This is a genomic window from Chitinophaga sp. 180180018-3, assembly GCF_037893185.1.
Classification (GTDB): Bacteria; Bacteroidota; Bacteroidia; order Chitinophagales; family Chitinophagaceae; genus Chitinophaga.
Genome location: NZ_CP140772.1, coordinates 5851067 through 5870829, shown reverse-complemented (window position 1 = coordinate 5870829; position 19763 = coordinate 5851067). Strand labels below are relative to the sequence as shown.

General features: G+C 49.0%; 14 protein-coding genes. 8 read left to right on the top strand and 6 right to left on the bottom strand.

Annotated features, from left to right (window positions below):
• The first annotated feature begins 23 nt into the window (after positions 1-23).
• Positions 24-716 carry a ribose 5-phosphate isomerase A gene (rpiA, locus tag UNH61_RS22765; protein WP_326994312.1) on the top strand — a complete coding sequence of 231 codons (693 nt, stop codon included), beginning with the start codon at positions 24-26 and terminating at the stop codon, positions 714-716.
• On the opposite strand, the gene UNH61_RS22760 is transcribed toward rpiA, so the two are convergent.
• From UNH61_RS22760 to UNH61_RS22750, 3 genes are all read right to left on the bottom strand, one after another.
• Complete coding sequence (locus UNH61_RS22760; RefSeq protein ID WP_326994311.1) at positions 704-3397, bottom strand: family 78 glycoside hydrolase catalytic domain; 2694 nt, start codon at positions 3395-3397, stop codon at positions 704-706. The genes rpiA and UNH61_RS22760 overlap by 13 nt on opposite strands.
• 72 nt (positions 3398-3469) lie before the next feature.
• Entirely contained in the window at positions 3470-5590 is a 2121-nt protein-coding gene (locus UNH61_RS22755) for a DNA topoisomerase 3 (protein WP_326994310.1), read from the bottom strand.
• A gap of 48 nt (positions 5591-5638) precedes the next feature.
• The gene (locus UNH61_RS22750) at positions 5639-6331 is read right to left on the bottom strand and encodes a VIT1/CCC1 transporter family protein (RefSeq protein WP_326994309.1); all 693 of its coding nucleotides are present in this window, start codon (positions 6329-6331) and stop codon (positions 5639-5641) included.
• Between the two features lie 89 nt (positions 6332-6420).
• Here UNH61_RS22750 and UNH61_RS22745 point away from each other — a divergent pair, with 89 nt between their 5' ends.
• The 4 genes from UNH61_RS22745 to UNH61_RS22730 all read left to right on the top strand — a co-directional run bounded on the left by UNH61_RS22745 (position 6421) and on the right by UNH61_RS22730 (position 11804).
• A complete protein-coding gene (locus UNH61_RS22745) occupies positions 6421-7296 on the top strand; it encodes a carbohydrate kinase (protein ID WP_326994308.1) in 876 nt (291 codons plus the stop codon).
• An 84-nt stretch (positions 7297-7380) separates the two neighbouring features.
• The gene (locus tag UNH61_RS22740) at positions 7381-8799 is read left to right on the top strand and encodes an NAD(P)/FAD-dependent oxidoreductase (protein ID WP_326994307.1); all 1419 of its coding nucleotides are present in this window, start codon (positions 7381-7383) and stop codon (positions 8797-8799) included.
• A gap of 26 nt (positions 8800-8825) precedes the next feature.
• Positions 8826-10076 carry a putative sulfate exporter family transporter gene (locus tag UNH61_RS22735; protein WP_326994306.1) on the top strand — a complete coding sequence of 417 codons (1251 nt, stop codon included), beginning with the start codon at positions 8826-8828 and terminating at the stop codon, positions 10074-10076.
• Between the two features lie 87 nt (positions 10077-10163).
• Positions 10164-11804, top strand: coding sequence for a hypothetical protein (locus UNH61_RS22730; protein ID WP_326994305.1), 1641 nt, complete (start codon positions 10164-10166; stop codon positions 11802-11804).
• On the opposite strand, the gene UNH61_RS22725 is transcribed toward UNH61_RS22730, so the two are convergent.
• The gene (locus UNH61_RS22725) at positions 11801-14290 is read right to left on the bottom strand and encodes an Hsp70 family protein (protein WP_326994304.1); all 2490 of its coding nucleotides are present in this window, start codon (positions 14288-14290) and stop codon (positions 11801-11803) included. The two genes, UNH61_RS22730 and UNH61_RS22725, sit on opposite strands and share 4 nt — an antisense overlap.
• 4 nt (positions 14291-14294) lie before the next feature.
• Positions 14295-14618: a hypothetical protein gene (locus UNH61_RS22720; protein WP_326994303.1), complete on the bottom strand. Its 324-nt coding sequence runs from the start codon at positions 14616-14618 to the stop codon at positions 14295-14297.
• Positions 14619-14859: 241 nt separating this feature from the next.
• Between UNH61_RS22720 and UNH61_RS22715 the strand changes: the two genes are divergently transcribed.
• The 3 genes from UNH61_RS22715 to UNH61_RS22705 all read left to right on the top strand — a co-directional run bounded on the left by UNH61_RS22715 (position 14860) and on the right by UNH61_RS22705 (position 18756).
• On the top strand, positions 14860-15729 hold the full coding sequence (locus UNH61_RS22715; protein ID WP_326994302.1) for a sugar phosphate isomerase/epimerase family protein: 870 nt from the start codon (positions 14860-14862) through the stop codon (positions 15727-15729).
• Between the two features lie 21 nt (positions 15730-15750).
• A complete protein-coding gene (locus UNH61_RS22710) occupies positions 15751-17112 on the top strand; it encodes a Gfo/Idh/MocA family oxidoreductase (RefSeq protein WP_326994301.1) in 1362 nt (453 codons plus the stop codon).
• A 219-nt stretch (positions 17113-17331) separates the two neighbouring features.
• Complete coding sequence (locus UNH61_RS22705) at positions 17332-18756, top strand: arylsulfatase (protein WP_326994300.1); 1425 nt, start codon at positions 17332-17334, stop codon at positions 18754-18756.
• Here the strand turns inward: UNH61_RS22705 and UNH61_RS22700 are convergent.
• Entirely contained in the window at positions 18753-19736 is a 984-nt protein-coding gene (locus UNH61_RS22700) for an aldo/keto reductase (protein WP_326994299.1), read from the bottom strand. The genes UNH61_RS22705 and UNH61_RS22700 overlap by 4 nt on opposite strands.
• Between the last annotated feature and the right edge of the window lie 27 nt (positions 19737-19763).

Genomic DNA, 19763 nt, shown 5'->3' with positions numbered 1-19763 from the left:
CCAGGATCATCAAAAATATCATTATGAAGGAAGAAGCAGCACTTGCAGCACTGAATTTTATACAACCCGGGCACGTCGTTGGTTTTGGCGCAGGCTCTACCATCGCCCTGATGGTGAATTTTCTGAAAGAGCGCGCAGCATTGCACGAAAGCATTACCACGGTTACATCTTCCTACAATACTTTACAATTACTGAAAGAACACGGCTTCCGGACACAGGCAGTAAGCGATACCGCTGCACTGGATCTGTACTTCGACGGCTGCGATCAGCTGGATCATCAGCTGAATGCCCTGAAAAGCGGCGGTGGTATTCACACGCATGAAAAGCTGCTGGCCGCTATGGCAGAAAAATTTATCCTCGTGGGGGATGGCTCCAAATATGTGGCGCAATTGTATACTACTTTTCCGGTGGTGATTGAAGTGTTGCCTGAAGCAATGGCATTTGTGCTGAAAAGGCTCAGCAGCCTGTTTTCGCTGGCCCGGCCTGAAATCCGGCTCAGCAACAAAAAAGATGGCGCGGTGATCACGGAAAATGGCAATATGCTGATCGATATCTGGTTCCGTTCTTTCCCGCCATTAGACAGTCTGAATGCCCGCCTGAAGGGAATTCCCGGTATACTGGAAACTTCTCTTTTTTACAATATGGCGCACGTTGCGGTCATAGCGGGAAAGAAAGGAGTGGAAATTATCCCCAGGGATCCGGCTTACCGGATCTGAAATTCCTTTGTTCCGGCAGTAATATGATAACGTAATCCTTTAGCATCCGCCTGAAGCGCCAGAGGATGATTGTTCATGTATATTTTTTGTTGCAGAGAGACAGGAAAATAGATGTCGGCTGTAGCATTGGCGGGTACGCTGACACTGTATCGGATAGCGGCGCCTTCGCGTTTCCAGGAGGTGGTAATAGCGCCATACGGACTGTAATGACTGGCTTCGAAATGCTCCAGCTCCGCCGGGAAAAACGGATGCAGCAGGATATTTCTGAAGCCCGGTGCATTTTCATCCGGCCTGATGCCGGCTATCCCTTTATACATCCAGGCGCCGATTTCCCCAAACATAATATGATTCCTCGAAAGGTCCGTAGCACGATTGATATCCCAGTTTTCGTACAGGGTAGTAGCGCCATTCATGATCCAGTAACCCCAGGAAGGGAAGCTGCGCTGGGCTGCCAGCCGGTAGGCGATATCGGCATAACCATTTTCACTGAGTGCATTGAGTATGCTTTTAGTGCCAAGTAATCCTACGTCGAGATGATAATTGTCTGCAGCTACCCGCTGCGCCAACGCCGCTGCTGCTTTGCTTTTCATGGCTTCGGGAACAAGGCCCCAGTATAATGCCACGCTCTGTTCTGTTTGCAGTCCTTTATCGTAAATGCCGTTAGCACTGTTCAGGTATTTGGTGTTGAATGCATTTTTAATCTTTTCTGCCAGCGCACTGTATTGCTGGTAGTCGGCGGTTTTGCCGAATAGTCGCGCGGCTTTGGAGAGGATGAGCGCGTCTGCATAGTAGTAAGCAGTAGAGGTGAATTCTACCGGCGATTGCGATTTCACCGGTACCCAGTCGCCCAGGCCCCAGGTAGTTAAACCAGATGGACTTATAGCCGTGATGCGATCTACATAGCGGCGTATGTTTTCATAAGAGGCAGCGAGCAGGGTGGTATCTCCGTAAAACAAATAAATATTCCAGGGAATAATGGCAATGGTGCTGGTCCAGTCGGGCCCGTTACCCCATTCATAGCCCCAGCCGCCGGTTGGAATAATAGACGGCAGCACGCCGTTGGGCTGCTGCTCATCGCGATGATCGGCGAGCCATTTTTCATATACCGTGATGCCGTCAAAATTATACAGCCCTGTTTCGATGGCAATCTGCGCATCGCCCGTCCAGCCGTTCTTTTCACGTTGCGGGCAGTCGGTCGGGTATCCGAACAGGTTCGACAGATACGCATTATTCGTGGCCGACCACAGTTTATTGATCATCGTATCGGAGCAACTGATATGCCCGGCAGGAGGTACATTGCTGTGCATAAAATAGCCGGTCAGGCTTTGCTGCGTCAGCTGAACCGGTTGGCTGCTGCTCACTTCCACGTATTGAAAGCCTTTGTAGTTGAAGTGGGGCATGAAGGTTTCTTCGCCCTTGCCACTTAGTGTAAATATATCCGTCTGGAAAGGATCGCTGTCGTCTTTAGGGCGGTAATGCACTATGATATTGGAAAGGTCTACGCGCCCCTGTTTATCGAGTTGTTCGCCGTGTTTGAGGCGTATTACGGTGCCGGCGGCACCGCTTACCCTGATCCGGCTAACACCGGCAATATTTCTGCCGAGGTCGTATATACAGGTAGTGTCATTTACCCGGCGCATCGCCACAGCGGGGATCTCTTCTACGTTCTCCACGGGATAAAGCAGCTGGGAAACGATATGCGGCGATGGCGCCGCGCGGAATATAACATCATGCCATTTGCTATCGTCGAAGCTGGTGGTGTTCCATCCGGGCTGTTCCAGGCGGGCATCGTAATGTTCAGCGGTATAAATGCTATTGAATACAACTGGTCCCAGCGCTGTTTTCCAGTCTTTGCCTGTACTGATGGTTGCTGTGCTGCCATCGGTATAGGTTATACGAAGATCCATACAAAATGCGGGGCGGCCGCGCCAGGGGGCTTCGTGGAAGTTCCATACGGCGGTGGACTGGTGATTGTACCAGCCATTGCCGAGCAGCACGCCAATGGCGTTTTGGCCTTGCTGCAACAGCGGTGTCACATCGTAGGTAACGTAAAGGGTGCGCCGGTCGAATCGTGTATACATGGGATCGAGGCGGTGTGTGCCGGCTTTGCGGCCATTGATATACAGTTCGTATAGTCCGGCTACGGCAATGTATGCACGGGCTGTTTTAATCGTTTTAGTGGTAGAGAATACTTTCCTGAAACTGGCGGCGGGTTTAAGCTGCACATCCGTACCATCGCTAATCCAGGCGCCTTTCCAGTTGCTTTGCTGCATCATACCGGTTTCAAACCAGGAGCGAACGGGGGCGGATTTATGCCCGTCTTTATCCCATACTTCCACGCTCCAGTAATAGCGGGTAAATGGTTGCAGGGGCTTACCCTGGTAGGGCACTAATATGCTGGAGGTGTTCACCCGGCCGGAAGTCCATACCGGGTTGGATTCCAGGGAAAGGGAATCAGTACCTACACGAACAAGATAAGCGGTTTGCCGGGCATTGTCGCGCTGGTCGGCCAGTTGCCAGCTGAGGCGGGGATGTTGGGCATCCACACCAAGTGGAGTAGGCAGGTGCTCGCATTGAAGGGTGGCAGGAGCGCAGGGCGTAGCCTGCTGCGCAAGGCTGCTAAAGCCCGATGAACAAAAGAGAATAAATAACAGTACCTGAGTTTTAAACGTAGAAAGCATGTATACCTGGTTGATAATTCACCAACAAGATAACAGATGCGTTTTGCTTTTCTCATTATTTTATACGAACGGTTATTGTTCCAACCGGGGGCTGAAATCCTCACCCATCACCAGTTTACCTTCTGTTTCATCAGTACTGCCCGGCAGTTTGAAGCCTTTTAATCTGGAAGTTTTGCCTTTGGTGAGCAGATCAGCGAGTTGTTTGTCGTTCAGTTTTTTGCCGAATATTTCAAAAGGCAGCTTGAAGCCGCATTCCCTGAAATTGGCGCAGCCATAGGCTGTGTTGCCCTTGCGAAGCAGATGGGTCTTGCATTTGGGGCATTGTATTTCTTCCAATACCACCGCCTTTTTCGGCTTGGGCTCTTTCTTTGGCTTTTCCTTTTCCACTGGTTCCGGTGGAGGATCGGGGGCAACGGTAATGAACTTATAGCTGGCGGTTTTTACTTCTTTGGTAAGATCCACTACCATCTGTATCAGCTCGTCCTTAAAGGTTTCCATGGCATATTCGCCTTTTTCAATGAGGCGTAGTTTGCGTTCCCACTGGCCTGTAAGCTCGGCACTTTTCAGTAATTCAGATTGTATGGTATCGATAAGATCCATGCCGGTTTGAGTGGCATAGATGTTCTTCTTTTTCTTTTCTATGTACTTCCTGCGGAACAAAGTTTCAATGATATTGGCGCGTGTGGAAGGCCTGCCAATACCGTTGTCTTTCAGTAGCTCCCTCATTTCTTCATCATCTACCTGCTTGCCTGCTGTTTCCATGGCTCTCAGTAAAGAGGCTTCTGTAAAGGCTTTGGGGGGAGAAGTTTTTCCCTGGTGAATGCGGGGTGTATGCGGACCGCTTTCACCTGCTTCGAAATGTGGCAGTATTTTTTCTTCTTCCTCACCTTCCTTTTTTTCCTTCACATCATTGGCATATACTTCTTTCCAGCCGGGTTCCAGGATTTGCTTACCGGTTACTTTAAATGGTACCTGGCCTACTTTTCCCAGCACGGTGGTATTGGAGATTTTACATTCCGGATAAAATGCGGCGATGAAGCGGCGTGCCACGAGGTCGTATATCTTCTTTTCTTCGAGCGGAAGACTGCTGGGATATACACCGGTAGGAATGATGGCGTGGTGATCCGTTACTTTTTTGTCGTCAAAAACGGTTTTCAGCTTGGGGATAGGATTAGCCAGCAGCGGCGCGGTCAGCGCAGCATATGGCGTCAGATCCTGCAGGATGCCCGCAATCTTGGGATGCAGATCTTCAGAGAGATACGTGGTATCTACCCTGGGGTAGGTGACCAGTTTTTTTTCGTAAAGGTTCTGGATATGTTTCAGCGTATCATCTGCAGTATACGCGAATTTTTTATTGGCTTCCACCTGCAGGGCGGTGAGGTCGAACAGGCGCGGATTGCCTTCTTTGCCGTCTTTTTTTTCGAAAGATGTGACCTCGAACGGATGCTCTTTCAGATAGGCAAGCCCTTTGGCAGCTTTATCCGGACTCTTGAGCCGGTCGATGGTAGCGGTGAATTCCGTTTCCCGGTAAATGGTTTTGAGCTCCCAGTAGTCTTCCGAAACAAAGGCGTTGATTTCTTTCTGCCGTTGTACAATCATGGCAAGGGTAGGCGTTTGCACCCGTCCTATGGAAAGCACCGTTTTGCCCTGCGCAAATTTTTTAGTGAACAGGCGTGTGGCATTCATACCCAGCAGCCAATCGCCTATTGCCCGGGCGCTGCCGGCAGCATAGAGGTTGTTGTACTGGTCTGCTTCTTTCAGGTGGCTGAAGCCATCGCGTATAGCCTGTTCCGTTAGGGAAGATATCCACAGCCGTTTTACAGGCGCCGCACACCGGGCTTTAAGCAGCACCCAGCGTTGTATGAGTTCTCCTTCCTGCCCGGCATCCCCGCAGTTAATTACTTCGTCGCATTGCTGCACCAGGTTTTCGATTATTTTGAACTGCTTTTGTACGCCTGAATTTTCAATGAGTTTAATGCCGAAGCTGGGAGGTATCATCGGCAGATCTTCCAGTCGCCAGAACTTCCATTGCTCGTAGTAGTCGTGCGGTTCCTTAAGGGTACAGAAATGTCCGAAGGTCCAGGTTACCTGGTAGCCATTCCCCTCATAATAACCGTCTTTACGCTGTGCTGCCCCGATCACTTCTGCAATATCCCTTGCCACGCTGGGTTTTTCAGCAATGCAAACTTTCATACTCTTTTAAATTGGGTAACAAATTTCGGATAAATAGTTGTAAACAAATCAGGCAACCAGTTTGGCAATGGCGAAAGCCGCAGCTGCAGCCAGAATGCCGATCATAGTTACTTTCAGCGCACCGGACAGCGGTGGCTGACCCGTTACCTTGCTTTTAAAATAACCGAATACAAACAGGCAGATCACTGTGAGTATAGTGGAACCAATCAGCCCCTGTTGCGGGGTTGCGGTGAAGATATAAGCTGATAATGGCAGCAACCCTCCCACAAAATAGGAAGCACCTATTGTGAGCGCGCTTTTCCTGGCCCGGTTCGGATCAGGTGCTTCAAGCCCCAGCTCAAATTTCATCATGAAATTCACCCATTTGTCCTTGTCTTTCGACAACTCCGTTGCAATCAACTGTTGTGCCTCTGCACTGAGTCCGTATTCTGCAAATATTTCTTTCACTTCCTCTATTTCCTTTTCCGGTACATGCTGCACTTCATCGTATTCGCGTTTTAATTCGCTATCGTAATGTTCCAGTTCCGTTTTGCCGGCCAGGTATCCACCCAGGCCCATCGCAATACAACCTGCCACAATTTCCGCGATGCCGGCGGTGAGGATAATGCTATTGCTGCTTACAGCGCCGCTAAGGCCCGCAGCCAGCGCAAACGGCACGGTAAGACCGTCGCTCATACCGATGACCATATCCGTAATAAAATCCGAGCTTTTTAAGTGCTGTTCCTGATGTGGTGTGTTCATATGATAAATATAAGGGCTTTATCGTATTTTGTAGAGACAAAGCAAAGGTAAATACTCATTGTTACCTGCGTATCAAAACAGGAAAAATTATGACAGACAGTATCGTATGTTTTGGAGAGATGTTATGGGATATCCTGCCTGAGAAAGAAGTGCCCGGAGGAGCAGTGATGAATGTAGCATACCATCTGAAGCGGCTGGGCGAACAGGTAGCGCTGGTATCAAAGATAGGCAACGACAAGCGGGGCAGGCTGCTGACGGATATGCTGTCTGTCATGGGAATAGATATTTCTCTGATACAAACCGATCCCTTACATGAAACGGGGCGGGTATTTGCCGATATGAGTAATCCACGCGATGTTCGCTATGATATTGTATTCCCCTCGGCCTGGGACTTTATCGAATGGACGCCGGCCCTGGAAGCGCGGGTTAAGCGGTCCGACAGCCGGTATGTAGTGTTTGGGAGCCTCTGTTCCCGGCATGAGGTAACGAAGTGCACCCTGACGGAGTTGCTGAAAGCAGATCTTACGAAGGTGCTGGATGTAAACCTCCGGGAGCCGCATTATACACAGGCACATATCGAATGGCTGTTGCAGGAATGCCATGTGCTGAAACTGAATAACCAGGAGCTGGAGCTGATCACGGCCTGGCATACACGCTATGCAGATATGGAAACAGCCGTGAAAGAGCTGAGTGCCAGGTTCAGGATACCGGTGATAGTGGTTACCAAAGGAGCAGATGGTGCATTGCTCTGGATGAATAATACTTTTTATAACGAGCCGGGAATACCGGTACAGGTGGTAGATACTATCGGTAGTGGAGACGCATTCCTGGCGGGTTTCCTGCATAGCTTAATACAACAGCAACCGGCCGCAGCATGCCTGGCATTTGCCAACAGGCTGGGTGCGCTGGTAGCCGGAAGGGAAGGAGGTGCACCGGTGTATGATGCAGCAGAGATAGCAGGATAAATATCCGCCGTTCATAAAAAAATTTGCATTCCCATTAATAGTATATTAAGTTTGTAGACTAATAGCTCGATCACCAACCACCGAATGGAAAAGAAAGATTACGATGCGATCATAGTGGGTTCAGGCCCTAACGGCTTAGCCGCCGCTGTTCGTTTAAAACAGGCAGGGTTATCTGTACTGATACTGGAAGCAAAAGACACCATCGGAGGTGGTATGCGTACTGAGCAGCTGACACTGCCCGGTTTTTATCACGATGTCTGTTCTGCCGTGCATCCTATGGCAATGGGATCTCCGTTCTTATCCACATTGCCCTTAGCCGATTTCGGCCTGGAGATGATTCAGCCGGCGCTTGCAGCGGCTCATCCATTCGACGATGGTACGGCTGCTTTCCTGAGCCGTTCTATCGATGAAACAGCCCAGGCATTGGGGAAAGATGAAACTGTTTATCGCCGGCTTGTTCAGCCGGTGGCAGATCAATGGGAAGCGTTGGCAGCCGGCATACTGGGGCCATTAACGATCCCGGAGCATCCGTTTATTATGGCACGTTTCGGCCTGGATGCGCTGCGTTCCGCAGCAGCCATCGCCAAACGCTTTGCCACCACTAAGGCCAGGGGCTTATGGGCAGGCATGACGGCGCATTCCATACAGCCACTCACCAATGCTGCGTCCTCAGCTATCGGTATCGTATTGTCGGCAGCAGGGCACCGCTTTGGATGGCCTATTCCCAAAGGTGGCTCCCGGGCCATTGGCGATGCGCTGGCGAAGTATTTTATTTCGCTGGGTGGTGAAATTCAGACAGGCGTTCGCGTTAGTAACCTGGAACAGTTGCCGGCTCACAGGGCCGTACTATTTGATCTGACCCCGAAGCAACTGCTGACGATTGCCGGCTCGCGCTTTACGCCGGGCTACAGGCGGCAGCTGGAGCAATACCGCTATGGTCCGGGGGTATTCAAAGTCGACTGGGCACTGGATGGCCCCATTCCATTTACAGCGCCGGAATGCCGCCAGGCAGGAACAGTACATATCGGAGGCACGTTTGAGGAGGTAGCCTTGTCGGAGCAACAGGCGTACAGCGGTATCCACAGTCAGGCGCCGTTTGTATTGCTTACACAGCAAAGTTTGTTTGATGAAAGAGCGCCTGCCGGCAAACATACTGCCTGGGCTTACTGCCACGTACCAAATGGCTCTGCAACGGATATGACTGCCGCCATTGAACAGCAGATCGAACGCTTTGCACCCGGGTTCCGGAAACTGATCCTGGCAAAGCATACCATGAATGCGCAGCAAATGGAAGTATATAACCCCAACTATGTTGGCGGAGATATCAACGGAGGAATCATTGATCTAAGGCAATTGTATACGCGGCCGGCTATACGAATAACGCCTTACCGTACACCGGCCAAAGGGATCTATATCTGTTCCTCTGCCACCCCACCGGGCGGAGGAGTGCATGGCATGTGCGGATTTCATGCGGCAAATACTGTACTGAAAGATTTGTTTTAAACCGTCACTATATTGAACTTATAGATATGTCTGCAGTTAAGTCTTATTTACAGGAAGACTGGGCCATCGTTGCCCTGGGCTTCCTTATCATCATCGTTGCCCTGTTGGGAGTACCTGTACCATTACCTGTGTATAAATGGAGCACAGCCGCCGATCTGACCGGCAAAGTGCTTACCGGTGCTAATCTGGCAAAGATCGGCGGGCAATTTTTGATAGTGGTATTGATCGCAGCACTGGGTGCCTTGCTTACCGGCAGATCAGTGAAGAATACATTGCTGGTATTCCCGGCAGTATTTCTGTTAACTACCCTCGCATTAATTGTAGCCGGTAATGCAGCGCTGAACGATCTGGGCCTGGAAGCCGTTATTTTCAGCCTTATCATCGGACTGCTGATAGGAAATATTTTCCGCCTGCCCGACTGGTTCAGGGAATCACTGACCTCTGAATTTTTTGTGAAAATAGGATTGGTATTGCTGGGTACTACCGTTATTTTTTCAGATGTTCTGAAAGCAGGTTCGCTCGGACTGATACAGGCACTGATAGTGGTATTTTCTGTATGGTATTTCTCCTATTGGGTATGTAAACGGCTGAAGATAGATAATGAACTGACCATGATGCTATCGAGCGCGGTTTCTATTTGTGGTGTATCTGCTGCCATTGCTACTTCGGGAGCTATTAAGGGAGATGCGAAAAAGCTTTCGCTGGTAATCTCCCTCGTACTGATCACTGCCATTCCCATGATGATCTTTATGCCGATGATTGCCCACTATTTTAATTTCTCCCAGGAAGTAACGGGAGCCTGGCTTGGAGGCAGTATAGACACTACCGGTGCTGTAGTGGCATCCGGTTCACTGGTGGGTGAAACGGCACTGAAGATCAGCACTATCGTTAAGTTTTCACAGAATGTATTATTGGGAGTAGCTGCTTTTGCGATCTCCGTATACTGGACTTATACCAAACATCCCAATGCCAGCGATAGTGAAACGAAACCCACGCTGAAAGTGATCTGGGAAAGATTCCCCAAATTTGTTATCGGCTTTATCATTGCCTCATTGGTATTTTCCTTTCTGCTGTCGCCTGCCACTATCGAGCCGGTAAAGGCGCCGCTGAAAAGCCTGCAGGGACTATGGTTTGCACTGGCGTTCACCAGCATCGGCCTGGAAACCAACTTCAAGGATCTGATAGGCGCCGAAAGCAGAAAACCGGTGTACGCCTTTTTGATAGCACAAACGTTCAATGTATTGATTACGCTGGTTATTGCGTTTCTGCTTTTCTAGTCTTTAGTTTTTAGTAAATGCAGCGAAGACCATAATATGATCTCCGCTGCATTTACTAAAAACTAAAGACTTTCTGTAACTTACACCATGCTCTACTTCAATCCATTGACATTCCTGGAGAAAATGAGCGATGGACCGGTTAACCCCGAAGATGCCGTTGCGTTATCCCGTCTCCGTAAAAAAATGATGGCAGAATTGGAACTGTCGGAAGATAAGATGTTGCATGTAAACAACATCACTTTCAGCAGGCATGAGCTGTTACTTTTTTTCGATCAGCTGCAGACACCCGGTCAGCTGGCCTTCCATCAGCTGATCAGCCGGGATCCGGTGTTGCTGCATTTCCTGGAAACCGGGCAGATCACCGGTTTTATTGCAGCAGAGGTACGATATAGTGACGACAACTTCCTGACATTTATTTCCCCTTATTTTGAACCAGTATTCACTGCGGCAGTCCTGGAAAGTTTTAAGAAAAAGAATTTGCAGGAGATGAAGTGGCTGTTTGGCGGCAGACTGCTGATGAATGGTGAATACCTGACAAAATGTTACCGGCGCATATTCCGCTATGGCGCAGTGCTGGAAGAACAATTGAAGCTGTATAATGAGGAACTGAATGACGGCGGCTATGTTCATATGCATGTATTATGGGAGCTGGCTAATAAAACACTCATAGCTCAGTTAAATCTGCTGCCGGAGGAATTCCGCAGCTGGCGTAGCGATTATGGCATTGCCATGATCAACCTGGCGCTGGCCGCATACGGGAAGCACCGCGACTTTGCCATGGATACCATTTTACTGGTAAGGGAACTGCACACCACCGACTATGTGCAGGAGCGGGCAGAAGTGCGCCGGAATGAATTAATAGCGTGGGATAAGAACAGGTTGCCACAGCTGTCGAAGTTCGATGCATTCATGCATAAGCTCTGGAAGGGCGACCCGCCCGGCTGGGCCAATGACCGTACGTTTTCTATACTAGCGGTGGCTCTTCTTACTTTGTTCCTGACCTGGACAGTTAATAGACATGAACGCCCGCTATTCCCAAAGCCTGTCGTTGCAAAGAATACAGACATTACCCCCGGCGCCAGAACAAATGAGCTGGTGAAGTACATGCTGGTGCAATTGCAGGATACCATGAATTATTACGCAGGCGACCTGATCAAACCAGATGCTGTACATACCGGAGAAGATGTGTACGGCCCCGGCATGATGGCAGCATTGCATGCACACTGGCCTGATACCACTCCGCATAAAGCCACGCCGGAAGCGGCACTACAGGTGTCCGATACGGCTGCGTCGGACTTTACAGATCCCCTGCACCGGCAGAACATACTTTTATACAATCGGCTGACAGTGCCTGCTGTGGCCATGATACAAACACCTGATACTTTTTATTCCTGCTATATTGCACCACACGATAGTATTTTCATGCCTTTACAGCTGGCAGCAAACCGGTTGATTACCTATGTGGGAGATGGTTGGGATAGAAATCTGAAGGCTACATCTGCTCCGGCGGGCGATAGTACCTACCGGTTACAGGGCTTCTTCAGGAAACCCTACCTGACCTCCAGGGATTTTTTACTGGATGGTATACTGACATTTGTACTCGACCCATCGTATTGGAAAAAGTCGCAGCGTTATATTCCGCTGGAAATAATGCAACATAATGGGGCGCTGGCACTTAATCTGCTGGATAATAATGCAGATGGGGTAGAACTGAGTGTTGGCCTTTAGCCGATACCAGTGCCTTTCAGCTCTGATGGCTTTTTCGCGTCAGGTGTCAGACGATACAGCTGGTTCACGATCACTTTCAGCTCTTCATAATTTTTTCGCTCCAATGCCCGTTCTCCGGCGTCTTTTAATCGTGTTGCATTGTTTGGATCGGTATAGTCATCTGTTGGAATGGCGGCGTAATAATAGTACTGGCTGATCCAGGTGTCAGGCAGATGTTGCCGTATTTCCCAGGCCAGGTCTATCAGTTCCGCTCGTTTTGCTTTGATGGTATAGTAGTTTTGAAAGGAAAGGAACCGGGGTTCATCTGCAATGATCTTTTCATACCTCGCCAGCCGGGCTTTATCGTCCGCGTGCTGAATCACGTCAAGACAGTACTCTTTCCACTCGAAATACTTTTCAGTGATCTCCACGATCAGCTGATCTTTACCGGTCATATCGAGTTGTTGGGCAAGCTTACGCTTCTTTTCTTCCAGCTGGTATTTTTCATCTGTTACATCGTCGGCGCTGAGCAGGTGCAGGCGGGTAGAGATATGATCCAACTCCGCCTGGATCTGGCTAACGGTAGCAGCCAGTTCAAATTGCTGGGTCCTGGAAAATGTTTTCAGTTTATCGGCTGCCTGTCGCCTTAACTCACGGATATCATCTTTCAGCTTCGTGGTATTGATCTTTCTTTCCAACGGGCTGAACACTTCCGAGAATGTTTGTTCATTCATCAGCAAGATGGCTTCGACAGACAGGTCGCGGCTTTCGCTGATCTGTAAACTGATTTCCACATCAGAGCCTTTTACAAGATCGGTGATCATATCGCTGCCTTTTATTTCGATGGTACCCAGTGGCACACAACTGCCGGGAATAGCATAGCGGCTTCCTTCCAGCACATTGATGATGAGGCTGTCGCTCCCACTACGCATGATGCTTCTCGTTACTTCTTTCACAATCGTTTTCCGCAGCGGCAGTATGGCATTCTTTTCGAAAATGAGCTCCAGCCTGGTTGTATTGTTTTCCGGATCATCAATTTCTATACAGATGTCGTTGGGCAAAGGTTGTCCGTGGATATTGAATTTGCCCTGGGAAATGCTGATCACGGGCGCATCAACAGGCACTTCGTTGTGCGCGGCATCATACACCAGCAGTTGAAAAACATTGTTGGTATTTTCCATCAGCAACAACATTTCGGATATGCGTTCCCGTAGTATTTTGATACCACTGTCGTATCCACCGTCGCTTCTGATGATACGGTAGCTTAGTCCATCTATCGCACCGCTAACAATAGCTGTAAAATATTCTTCTTTGTCGGCCGTGTTCTTCTGATATGCAGTTCTGAATTGAATATCACTGCGGGTGTTAGTTTTCTTTTCGGGAGATGGAGGAGCAGAGGTACTTTTGCTGCCTGCATACCATGCGGCGCCTGTTGCTACTGCAGAAGTAGGATCAACGCTGCAGTTGACGACAATACCAAGTTGTGCCGCTACTTCCTGTTTTACAAACGGGATATAAGTGCTGCCACCTATCATCACTATTTCCTGCAAATCGGCCGCTGTCAACTGATTGCGCTCCAATATCTTTTTCACCAGGCCAATGGAATATCCGATGCGCGGCTGTACAATATTTTCAAATTGTTCGCGGGTAATGGTGATATATATTTCCTGTTCATCTCCGTTAACATCGGTTATTTCAAATTCTATTTCAGCTGTGAGGCTGGAAGAAAGTTGCATTTTAGCCTCTTCTGCTTTTTTCAGCAGGATGTGGTATAGGGTATTGTATTTACCTCTGGCACTGCGCATCTCCGTCAGCAGTTCCGGAATGTTGTATTGCTGCTGCACGGCAGGCAGTACCAGCTGCTCAATGATCGCGATATCGAAGTCAATACCGCCGAGGTAGTTATCTCCCTCATGATCTGTTACCCGCATTTCTCCTTCAACAATCTTCACCAGTGCCACATCGAAGGTACCTCCGCCGAGGTCATATACCAGCCATTGCCCCTCCAGGCCAACGGGATTGGCCTGTTTGTTCGCAAAAGCAAGACTGGCAGCAATAGGTTCCTGTAACAGCAACACCTCCCCGAAACCCGCGTCGTAACCGGCTTTTTTGGTAGCGTTGGATTGAATGGTATCGAAAGATGCAGGAATAGTGATTACCACCGCTGTTGGTTTTTCACCGCTGTATATGAAGTTTCTGAGTTCCCGCAACACCATGGCCGACAGCTCCACCGGCGTTTTGAAATCGTTGATGTTAGGTACAAAAAACGATTCGGAGGTGCCCATTTTTCTTTTGAAGGCAGAGAAAACATTTTCCGGATCTTTTTCAATCAGCTCCCGTGCCTTATCGCCCACAATGATCCGGTCTTTCCTGAAAGCGATTACCGAAGGCAGTGTTTCTTTCTGGCCCAGCGGGTTCCTGAATATTTCCACAGTACCATTGCCAAACCTGGCTATCAGCGAATTGGTGGTGCCAAGGTCGATGCCGAAATTTATCTGGTTACTCATAAGTTCATTTTGCAGCTGCTATCACAACTCCTTTTTGTAAGATGGATTTTTGTCCGTCGTTGCTTAAATACACAATTGGTTTGATCACATTTACGATTTCCATTTCAGCTCCGATATCACCGGAAATGCTGGCTTCATAATCCAGCCTGGTTTCGTGATAAGGCTCTCCCAGCGGATTCAGGATGGTATAACCTGCTTCCTCAAAATGTTGTTTAATACGATCTATATTTCGCTGTAAAGATGACAGCTCCGGCCGGTCGGCAGTTTTTTTATCCAGTTCAAAAACCTGGTTGATGATCCTGATATGAAGGGTTAATAACGGGTCCATTCAACAAAGATAATAGTTATATCTGTTAAGGAATTTTACTTATCGTGGTATAGCCGGGTACTAAAAACTATTCCCATGTTGTCCGCACAAACCCCTGAAGAATATGTGGCCGTACTAACGGCTGACCGGCAGGAAATTATCAACCGGAAGAAATAATACCACTCGTCCACCGGATTTTGTTTTTCCGGAATTAGATACTATCTTAAAGTTGTTCCACTTTTACATAAATAGTTCTAACGTTATGAAGACCAGGTTGTTATTATTATCAGTCCTCATTTTATCCACGTTTTTGCAATCGAATGCACAAACGTCATTACCTGCTATTGGAATTTGTTCCTCTTTTTCGAATGATAGTCTTGCTGCGGCGAATGGGTTTGCATTCCTGGAAGAATCGGTCAGGAAAATACTGGCGCCTTCCATGGGGGAAACTCAGTTTGCAGAAGAAGTAGCAGCGCTGCGTCAGGCACGTTGTAAAGTGGTCAGCTGTAATGGTTTTATTCCGGGGCATATCAGCATCGCGGGCGATGGTGTGAACGAGGCCAGGGTGCTGGGCTATGTTGATTCAGTGATGCAGCGGGCCAGGGTGGCCGGGATACAGCTGATAGTGCTGGGAAGCGGCGATGCCCGCCGGCTGCCGGAGGGGGCCGACAAAGAGAAAGCAACCACGCAGTTCATTGCGTTGGGGCGCAAGATGGCTGAAGTGGCGGCGAAGTATCGCATTATCATTGCCATGGAAAATCTGAACAGTACAGAAACGAATTTTATCAACACACTGGATGAGGCAATCAGAATTGTAAAGGCCATACATCATCCTAATTTCAGGCTTACGGCCGATATCTATCACATGCTGAAAGAGCATGAACCGGCCGCCAATATTGAGAAAGCAAAAGGTATCCTGGTGCACTGCCATATTGCGGAACGAGACAAACGTACGGCACCCGGGGTGGCAGGTGATGATTTCAGGCCTTACTTCGCAGCGCTGCATAAGATTGGTTTCACTGGTCATATTATGATGGAATGCAGATGGGATAACCCGGCCAGGGATTACAAGCCTGCGCTCGATTATCTGCAGGGCCAGTTGAAAGAAGCATGGAAAACTGATGTTCATTAATAAAAGAAAAACTCCTTCTATATGTCTGAATCAAAAACAAGGCGGGAATTCCTGCAACAATCTTTACTGGCGGGAGCAGGTATCACCCTGAGCGCCATGGGCATGCCAGCCAGCAGCTATGCCCGTATCATGGGGGCCAATGACCGGGTGAACGTTGGCCTGGTAGGTTTCTCCGATCGTGCACGCCAGGCCCTGATGCCGGCATTCTTCAACAACAATAAGGAACTCAATTTCGACCTGATAGCTGTATCCGATATCTGGAACCGCAGGAGGGAAGAAGGAAAGGCTTTCCTGCAGCAGAAAACCGGGCATGATGTACAGGCCTGCGTGAACAACGATGAGTTGTATAAGATCAAACATCTGGATGCGGTATTCATTGCGTCGGCCGATTTCCAGCATGCCTATCATACCATTGAGGCAGTGAAACATAACTGTGATGTATATAGCGAAAAGCCTTTTGCAGAAACGATGCTGGAAGCCAGAAATGCACTCAAAGCAGTAAAGGAATCCGGTCGTATTATGCAGGTAGGTACACAACGCCGTAGTGGCCCCAGCTATCATGCAGCGGCCGATTTTATTCAGCAGGGGAAGTTTGGTCCGATTACGATGGTGGAAATGACCTGGAACGTAAACCAGCCGGGGCGCTGGCGCCGGCCGGATCTGGTGAAAAGCATACGGGAGTCAGATACCGACTGGAAACGCTTCCTGGCAGGGCGGCCCCAGGATACCTGGGATCCCCGTAAATACCTGGAGTTCCGTCTTTTCTGGCCTTATTCCTCCGGCATCTTCGGTCAGTGGATGACACACCAGATCGATACCGTACACTGGTTTAGCGGCCTGAAACATCCTCGCAGCGCAGTGGCTAACGGTGGCATATACATGTGGAAAGACGGTCGTAAAAATGCGGATACCCTCACCGCCGTTTTCGACTACGGTCCGGAAAATGATCCCAACACCGGTTTCCAGGTAATGTATAGCAGCCGCTTTCATAACTCTGCCGGCGGTACTAAGGAAATATATTATTCCAATGGCGGCACCATCGATATGTCTACCAACACTATCAGTCCTACCGGCGGCCTTACTGAAAAAGAAGCCAAAGAAATGGGCCTGCATGCGAACCTGCTGCCGAGCCTCACTCTCAGCAATGCTGAAGCTGTAAATACCAGCGCCAATACAGGCGGTGATTCATTGACGAACGCGCATGTCCGTAACTGGATGTCGTGTGTGCGTGACCGTAAGCAGCCCAATGCCCCCATTGAAGCTGCCTATTCCCACTCCATTGCTCTGATCATGGGAAACGCCGCATACCGCTCCGGAATGAAGGCTACCTTTGATGAGCAAACGCAGGAAGTAATGGTGGGTGGTAAAGTATTTACTTTGTAAGGAAGTCCTTTTTTTAGCTTTTAGTCTTTAGAAAGAAACACAGTAAATCTTTCTAAAGACTAAAAAGCTAAAGGTTAATAGCGCTGCCGGATGCCTGAAAAAAACAGAAAATACTTTGTATTTTGAGCTGTTGTCAGCCTCAATGGTTAGTCTTTAGAAAGTGATAGTGTGATTATGCCAATGATTGCAGGCTGACGGATACAAGTTAATATCAGGACTATGGACATGAAAATTTTTGCCGGTATGGTTATACTGGCATCACTGGCAGGTGCTGCATCCGCACAGCAAAAGAAAGCAACTACCCCAAACATTGTTTTTATTCTTGCAGATGATCTTGGCTATGGAGATCTGAGTGCATACGGTCAGCAGCAATTCAGCACACCTCATATTGATCAGTTGGCGAAGCAGGGCATGCGCTTTACACAGTTTTATGCAGGCACTTCTGTTTGTGCTCCATCCCGGGCTTCCCTTATCACCGGATTACATACAGGGCATACCTTTATCAGAGGCAATAAGGAAGTTAATCCGGAAGGACAACAGCCTATAGCCGATACCGTTATAACGATCATGGATATACTGAAAAAAGCCGGTTATACTTCCGGGATTTTCGGTAAATGGGGACTGGGGCCTGTGGGCTCATCCGGCGATCCGCTGCGCCACGGTACCGATAAATTTTACGGCTACAATTGCCAGCGGCAGTCGCATCGCTACTTCCCGACTCATCTGTGGGATAATGAAACCAGGGTGACGCTCGATGCGAACGGTCAACTGGAACAGATGAAAACCTATGCGCCGGATATGATACAGGCGCAGGCGCTTCGTTTCCTCGACGAGAACAGGAATAAGCCGTTTTTCCTTTATCTTACTTACACGCTGCCCCATGCCGAGTTGCAGGTGCCGGATGATAGCCTCTTCAGGCATTTTAAAGGCCGGTTTGCAGAAAAGCCTTATAAAGGGAATGACTATGGCCCGGGCGCAAAGGTACCTGGTTATGCGTCTCAGGAATATCCTCATGCCACTTTTGCGACCATGGTAATCCGCCTGGATAATTACGTAGGAGAGGTGATGGAACGATTGCAGCAACTGGGGCTCGACAAGAACACCCTTGTAATATTTACGAGCGATAATGGTCCACATAAAGAAGGTGGGGCAGACCCTGTATTCTTCAACAGCAGTGGCGGCCTGAAAGGTGCAAAGCGCGATCTGTACGAAGGGGGTATCCGCGAACCATTTATTGCCCGCTGGCCGGGTCGGATCAAGGCAGGTAGCACCAATGATTTCCAGGGAGCATTCTGGGATATTATGCCCACCCTTGCAGCCCTGACCCATGCCCCGGCGGTGGCTTATACAGATGGTGTTTCCCTGCTGCTTACCCTCACCGGTAGCAAAGGTCAGCAGCAACATCCTTACCTGTATTGGGAATTTCATGAAGACGGAGGCCGGCAGGCAGTACGTCAGGGCAAATGGAAGGCAGTGCGTCAACATGCGATGCATCATCCTGATGCTCCTATTGAATTATATGATCTTTCTACCGATCCTTCAGAATCCCACAACATAGCGGCTGCGCATCCTGATATTGTTCGCCGTATGGAAAAGTATATGAAGGAAGCTCATGTGGAGAATGAGTTGTTTCCGTTTTTTTAATTCTTATCTACCAGCCTGTTCATCGATTCTCCATACCTCGCGCCGGTATTAGGGAATTTCTGCAGCAGCGTTTCCAGGTCCTGCATATCCGCGGCAGTTAGTTGTACATCGATAGCACCTGCATTGTCTTGCAGGTACTTTCTTCTCTTAGTGCCTGGAATGGGAACGATGTTATCGCCCTGGGCCAGTACCCATGCGAGGGCGAGTTGTGCCGGCGTACAGTTTTTGGCGGCAGCGAGCGCGGCGAAACCGGCCGTCAGCTGGCGGTTGTTTTCTACGTGATCGCCCTGGTAGCGGGGCAGGGATTTACGGAAATCGCCCTCTTCGAGTTTGGTTACGTCCAGCTCGGGAGTAACGAGGCCGCGAACAAGTGGACTAAAAGGCACAAAAGTAATTCCCAGCTCTTTACAGGTAGGAAGTATATCTTTTTCTACATCGCGCGTCAGCAGGGAATATTCACTTTGTAATGCGCTGATAGGATATATAGCATGGGCTTTGCGTAAGGTATTGGCGGACGCTTCAGAAAGACCCAGGTAGCGAACCTTACCTTCTTTTACCAGTGCAGCCATGGCACCTACCATTTCTTCTACAGGAACATTGGGATCGATACGGTGGGCATAATACAAATCGATCACATCCGTTTGCAGTCTTTTCAGGCTGGCTTCAACTGCTTTCTTCATATAGGCAGGCGACCCGTTAAAATTCATAGTGCCATCGGAAGCTGTGGTGAAGCCAAATTTAGTGGCAATAACGATCTTGTCCCGATTGGGCTTCAATACTTTTGAGATCAGTTCTTCATTTTTGCCGGCGCCGTATACATCCGCAGTATCCCAGAAATTGATGCCCAGTTCGAGCGCCTTTTCAAGGGTGGCAATTGATTCTGTATCATCCGGTACACCATACGCATGGCTCATACCCATACACCCCAGCCCAATGGCAGAGAGCATGATATCTGTTGTTCCAAGTTTTCTGTAATTCATAAGTTTTCCGTTTAATTAAATGCTTTA

Coding starts and splice junctions, on each gene's coding strand:
- rpiA (WP_326994312.1), top strand. CDS start 24: ATGAAGGAAGAAGCAGCACTTGCAGCACTGAATTTTATACAACCCGGG.
- UNH61_RS22760 (WP_326994311.1), bottom strand. CDS start 3,397: ATGCTTTCTACGTTTAAAACTCAGGTACTGTTATTTATTCTCTTTTGT.
- UNH61_RS22755 (WP_326994310.1), bottom strand. CDS start 5,590: ATGAAAGTTTGCATTGCTGAAAAACCCAGCGTGGCAAGGGATATTGCA.
- UNH61_RS22750 (WP_326994309.1), bottom strand. CDS start 6,331: ATGAACACACCACATCAGGAACAGCACTTAAAAAGCTCGGATTTTATT.
- UNH61_RS22745 (WP_326994308.1), top strand. CDS start 6,421: ATGACAGACAGTATCGTATGTTTTGGAGAGATGTTATGGGATATCCTG.
- UNH61_RS22740 (WP_326994307.1), top strand. CDS start 7,381: ATGGAAAAGAAAGATTACGATGCGATCATAGTGGGTTCAGGCCCTAAC.
- UNH61_RS22735 (WP_326994306.1), top strand. CDS start 8,826: ATGTCTGCAGTTAAGTCTTATTTACAGGAAGACTGGGCCATCGTTGCC.
- UNH61_RS22730 (WP_326994305.1), top strand. CDS start 10,164: ATGCTCTACTTCAATCCATTGACATTCCTGGAGAAAATGAGCGATGGA.
- UNH61_RS22725 (WP_326994304.1), bottom strand. CDS start 14,290: ATGAGTAACCAGATAAATTTCGGCATCGACCTTGGCACCACCAATTCG.
- UNH61_RS22720 (WP_326994303.1), bottom strand. CDS start 14,618: ATGGACCCGTTATTAACCCTTCATATCAGGATCATCAACCAGGTTTTT.
- UNH61_RS22715 (WP_326994302.1), top strand. CDS start 14,860: ATGAAGACCAGGTTGTTATTATTATCAGTCCTCATTTTATCCACGTTT.
- UNH61_RS22710 (WP_326994301.1), top strand. CDS start 15,751: ATGTCTGAATCAAAAACAAGGCGGGAATTCCTGCAACAATCTTTACTG.
- UNH61_RS22705 (WP_326994300.1), top strand. CDS start 17,332: ATGGACATGAAAATTTTTGCCGGTATGGTTATACTGGCATCACTGGCA.
- UNH61_RS22700 (WP_326994299.1), bottom strand. CDS start 19,736: ATGAATTACAGAAAACTTGGAACAACAGATATCATGCTCTCTGCCATT.